The following is a 4,279-nucleotide window of genomic DNA, read 5'->3' on the forward strand; positions in this document are numbered from 1 at the left end:
TTCAATTTTTTAACTATGGATGGATAAAAAATGAAATCTACAAAAGCCTTTGTACTGGGCGCGGCCATGATGGCTGCCAGCTTCGTTTCGGCCTTTGCCCTGGCCGAGCAATACCCGTCGCAGAACAGCGTGCACCTGAGCGAAAAAAGCCTGGATGCAGCGATCAAGAGTGCCCTGAAATCCGGTGGCAAGGTGCAGGCCTCCGCGTCCTCGGCGCAGGTGCTGGATAAGCTCAAGGCTGCACAAAAAACCAAGACTGTCGGTGTGCAAAAGAAGGCTGCCAGCGCCGCGAAGCCTTCTGAAAGTGTGCAGATTTCGCCGGTGAGCCGGCTGGTAAAACCGGCCAAGGCGCCTGCTGCCCAGGCCGCCTTTGTACCGCTGTGCGACAGCCTCGATATTAACGTCGGCTACAGCTATGACGGTTTGCAGAGCGGCGAATCAAAGTGCTTCCACTTTAATGTGCCCGCCAAGGCCAAGGTGCAGATCTACCTCGCGGGTCAGCAGCCGGGGACCGAAATGGCCCTGACGCTGTTCCAGGACGACGGGCAGAACAACCTGACGGCACTGATCACTTCTGATAACCCGGGCAACAGCGACGAAGTCATCAGCGGCATGCTTGAAGCCGGGGACTACTACTGGTTCCTGGAAGCCAAGGTTGCCGACGGCTCAGCCTTCGACTTCGGCGCGATCGTCAACACCGCGATTGACGCCTACGAGCCCAACGACACCCCGGAAACGGCGTTCGCCTTGCCGGACCGCTTGAATTACCTGACGGGCAATCTCGACAGCCCGGATGACGTTGACTACTTCGATTTCGCCGCCGTACGCGGGCAGGGGGTCAGCCTGTTCCTCGATGATGACGACAAGGGCGTGCGCAATCAGTGGATCTTCGAGTACTTCAACGGCAGCGCCTGGGTCAACATTCCAGGTGGCTCGACGGCGACCTTCCCGAGCCGGGCGCCGGGCTTTGTCTACAAGGCGCGCGTGCGGGCCAACCCCGCTGAGGCGTGGGATGCCAAGTCCGAGTACAAGCTGACGTTCGGTTCGAGTCCGCACCTGGCGGACTTCGATGCGAAGGGCGGAACGGTGACCCGAATCCCGGCGGGCATCGCACCTCTGGCGACCCAGGCCGGTCGTCTCATGACCTGGAGAACCGAATGGAAAGACAGCACGGGTGCCCCGTTGGAGGGGGTCACTTCACAGCTCAAGGTCGACAAGCGTTTTGCTTCGGGTCCGGACTTCAACTGGACGATATTCTCGGCTGCCACCGACAGTGCCGGCAAAACATCGGGAAGCGCAGAGTTGGGCGGTTGTGTGGGTGATTACCGTGCCCAGTACTACGACAGCAGCACGGGCGTGAAGTACCTCTGGGACACCTGGTACAACGTTGGCGGCTGGCGCATCGACCTCAAGGAATTGCCGAATGTCGGTGTCGGTGGCGATAACGTTCCCTACGTGAGCCTGGGGCATATCTGCAGCCAGGACATCATTGGCCGATAACCGGCGCATAAGAGCCCTCTGAAATGTAGACGCCCCACTTAGGTGGGGCGTTTTTTATTGGCCTTTTTTGGGTTCGCGCGCCTGTGGTTCCCAATGCAGGGTGCCGAACAGGTAGTCCATCAGCGGCAGGACGATGTTGAAATTGCGTCCCTGCATCAGTTCGCGCCGGTGATGCAGGGCGTGCAGGTGGTGCATCTGGCGGATCCACGGCAGGCGGGCCACGGGGTGGTCGGGGGGCAGGTGTTCGCAGGCGTGGAAAAACTCGTAGAGCAGGTAGCCGAGGATCATGCAGCCGGCGAACAGGCCAGCGACGTTGGGGTTGAGGTGTTTGAGCAGCCACCAGGCGGGGAGGGTCACGGCCAGGCTGTGGAACAGGATGAGCCAGGCGGGGAACAGGATGACGCGCCAGTCTCGCGGGCTGTCGTAGGTCATGTGGGCGGGGGTGAAGAAGCTGTGGTGGTCGCCGGTGTGGCGGGCGTAGAACAGGCGGGCGAAGGTGTGTTTGTGATGGCCCAAGTGACGGTGGACGAGATAGATACACAGGTTGAAGAAAATCAGGGTGAGGGGGATGGCCAGCCATTCCAATAGCTGGATTTGCCGGGTGGTGGACCAGAACAGGCTGATGCAGAGCAGGCCGTAGCCGAAAACGAAACCAGCGTGGAGCCACGGGTTGTAGGAGGGGTGGATGCTGGCGCGGTAGGTGGAGCGGAAAGCCTCGGTGGGGTGAGTCATTGGGAGCGCTCGGTGTCGTTTTTGTTGGGGATGAGCGTAGTCGGGATTGGCGCATCTATCCTGCCGCCATAAAAATACTGTACATGCATACAGTTATGTCCTACATTCCATCCCAGGTGACCGGATGTCGCCGATCACCTGAGATTCAATTTTTTAACTATGGATGGATAAAAAATGAAATCGAAAAAAGCGTTCATGCTCGGAGCCGCCATCGCGGCGTCCTGCTTCGTTTCGGCCTGCGCCCTGGCCGAACAATCTCCTGCACACTTGATGCCGCAACCGTTGCAGCAAGCCGTGCAACAAGCCCTCAAGAGTGGCGGCAACGTCACGGCGCAGAAGGCGTCGGCTGCCTTCCTGGACAAAATCAAAACCTCGCAGCAGCTGAAAAAGCCGGTGCAGGCTGCCAAGGCCTTGAGCGGGGTTGTGGTCGCCGAACCTGTACAGGCAGATAGCGCCAAGGTGGATGCCCAGGCCGTGGCGGCCCAGGCGTTCACGCCGCTGTGCCAGACCCTCGGTATCAACCAGATGTATAACCTGGACGGTGTGCAAACCGGCAACGACGTCTGCTACCACTTCAACGTGCCCCAAAAGGCACGGGCGACAGTGATGCTGGTAGGGCAGAGTGCTGCCACCAACATGTCCCTGACCCTGTTCCAGGACGACGGCCAGAACAACATCACTTCTCTCGGCACGTCGGATAACCCGGGCAATGCCAACGAGGTGTTGGCTGGCGTACTGCCACCTGGCGACTACTACTGGTTCATGCATGCCAATTCGGCTGACGGTTCGCCGTTCAGTTTCGGCGTGGATATCAACATGACGATTGACGATTTCGAGCCTAACGACAGTTTCGAAACGGCTTATCAACTGCCGGATACCCTGAACTACGTCACGGGTAACTCCGACACGGCGACCGATGAAGACTACTTCTCCTTCAAGGCCCTGCGCGGGCAGAAGGTCAGTGCCTATTTCGACGGTGTGAACGAGAGCGATCGGGGCCAGTGGATTTCCGAGTATTTTGACGGCGTCAAATGGATCCCGATCAGCCCCAAGGCGAAAATCACCTGGCCAACGCCATCGGTTAATGGCGTGGTGAACGTACGGGTGCGGCCTAACCCGGCCGCAACCTGGAAGGCTACGGCGCGCTACAAGCTGTCGCTGGGCTCCACACCCGAGGTGTTGAGCCACAGTGTGCAAGGTGACAACGTGGTGCGGATCCCGGCTTCGGCCAATGACTACGACCCGTTCATGACCACCCAGGCGGCACGTGACTTGAGCTGGGCCGTGACCTGGGCCGACAGCACCGGTAAACGCCTGCAGGGATTGACCCCGTATCTGCAACTCGACAAGCACGTCAACCGTAATACCTACCTGCCGGTGTACATCCCTTACTACGGTTCGGTAACCGGCGTGTCGGGCGCGGCATCCGGTACGGTCAACCTGGGCAACTGCGCGGGTGAGGCGACTGTCAGGTATGTGTCCTACGACTCGGGTTACAAAAATACCTGGGAGACCAACTACAACTTCGCCGTTTGGCGCCTGCGCATCGAGGAGTACCCGGATGTCGGCGTGGGTGGCGACGCTACCCCGGTGAGCATGGCTCATATCTGCAGCCAGCGCGTGATCTCCAGTGAACGGTGATCAACCCTCCGCTTGATCCGTAACCCCGGCGCCAACTCTTCGGGTTGGCGCCCCCAGCAACCCTTCAAACTGCGCCTGAACCCGCCCTTCGTCGCAGTGCGCCACATTAAACCGCATGAAATCCCGCAACCCCGGCTCATACCCGAACAACGCCCCCGGCGCCAACACCATCCCGCGTTTCAACCCGGCTTCAGCCAGCCGCTCACCATTTACCCCCGCCGGCAACCGCGCCCAGATAAACATCCCCCCCTCAAACCCCATCGGCAATTCACACCCCCAACGCCGCAGCCACTGCTCAACCCGCCCCCCAGCCTCCAGCAGCCGCTGAACCATGCGCTTGCGATGCCGGGCATACCCACCCTCACTCAGCAGCCGATACACAATCTGTTCGAACGGCTCCGACGTT

Annotated in this window: 3 protein-coding genes and 1 pseudogene; 2 read left to right on the plus strand and 2 right to left on the minus strand. The window is 59.9% G+C overall.

Annotated elements, in window-relative coordinates; all coding sequences use genetic code 11:
* The first annotated feature begins 30 nt into the window (after positions 1–30).
* On the plus strand, positions 31–1,500 hold the full coding sequence (locus tag HX869_RS30145; protein ID WP_178904103.1) for a PPC domain-containing protein: 1,470 nt from the start codon (positions 31–33) through the stop codon (positions 1,498–1,500).
* A 54-nt stretch (positions 1,501–1,554) separates the two neighbouring features.
* Here the strand turns inward: HX869_RS30145 and HX869_RS30150 are convergent, their stop codons facing one another.
* Positions 1,555–2,232: a sterol desaturase family protein gene (locus HX869_RS30150; protein WP_177022651.1), complete on the minus strand. Its 678-nt coding sequence runs from the start codon at positions 2,230–2,232 to the stop codon at positions 1,555–1,557.
* Positions 2,233–2,406: 174 nt separating this feature from the next.
* Here HX869_RS30150 and HX869_RS30155 point away from each other — a divergent pair, with 174 nt between their 5' ends.
* Complete coding sequence (locus HX869_RS30155) at positions 2,407–3,873, plus strand: hypothetical protein (protein ID WP_178904104.1); 1,467 nt, start codon at positions 2,407–2,409, stop codon at positions 3,871–3,873.
* Here HX869_RS30155 and HX869_RS30160 read toward each other — a convergent pair.
* Positions 3,874–4,279 (minus strand): annotated as a pseudogene (locus HX869_RS30160) (PLP-dependent aminotransferase family protein); the annotation flags it as partial.

The organism is Pseudomonas sp. P7779 (assembly GCF_013386315.1).
GTDB lineage: Bacteria > Pseudomonadota > Gammaproteobacteria > Pseudomonadales > Pseudomonadaceae > Aquipseudomonas.

What these genes read in the sequence shown, in the direction of transcription:
- HX869_RS30145 (WP_178904103.1), top strand. Translation starts at nt 31, where the DNA reads ATGAAATCTACAAAAGCCTTTGTACTGGGCGCGGCCATGATGGCTGCC.
- HX869_RS30150 (WP_177022651.1), bottom strand. Translation starts at nt 2,232, where the DNA reads ATGACTCACCCCACCGAGGCTTTCCGCTCCACCTACCGCGCCAGCATC.
- HX869_RS30155 (WP_178904104.1), top strand. Translation starts at nt 2,407, where the DNA reads ATGAAATCGAAAAAAGCGTTCATGCTCGGAGCCGCCATCGCGGCGTCC.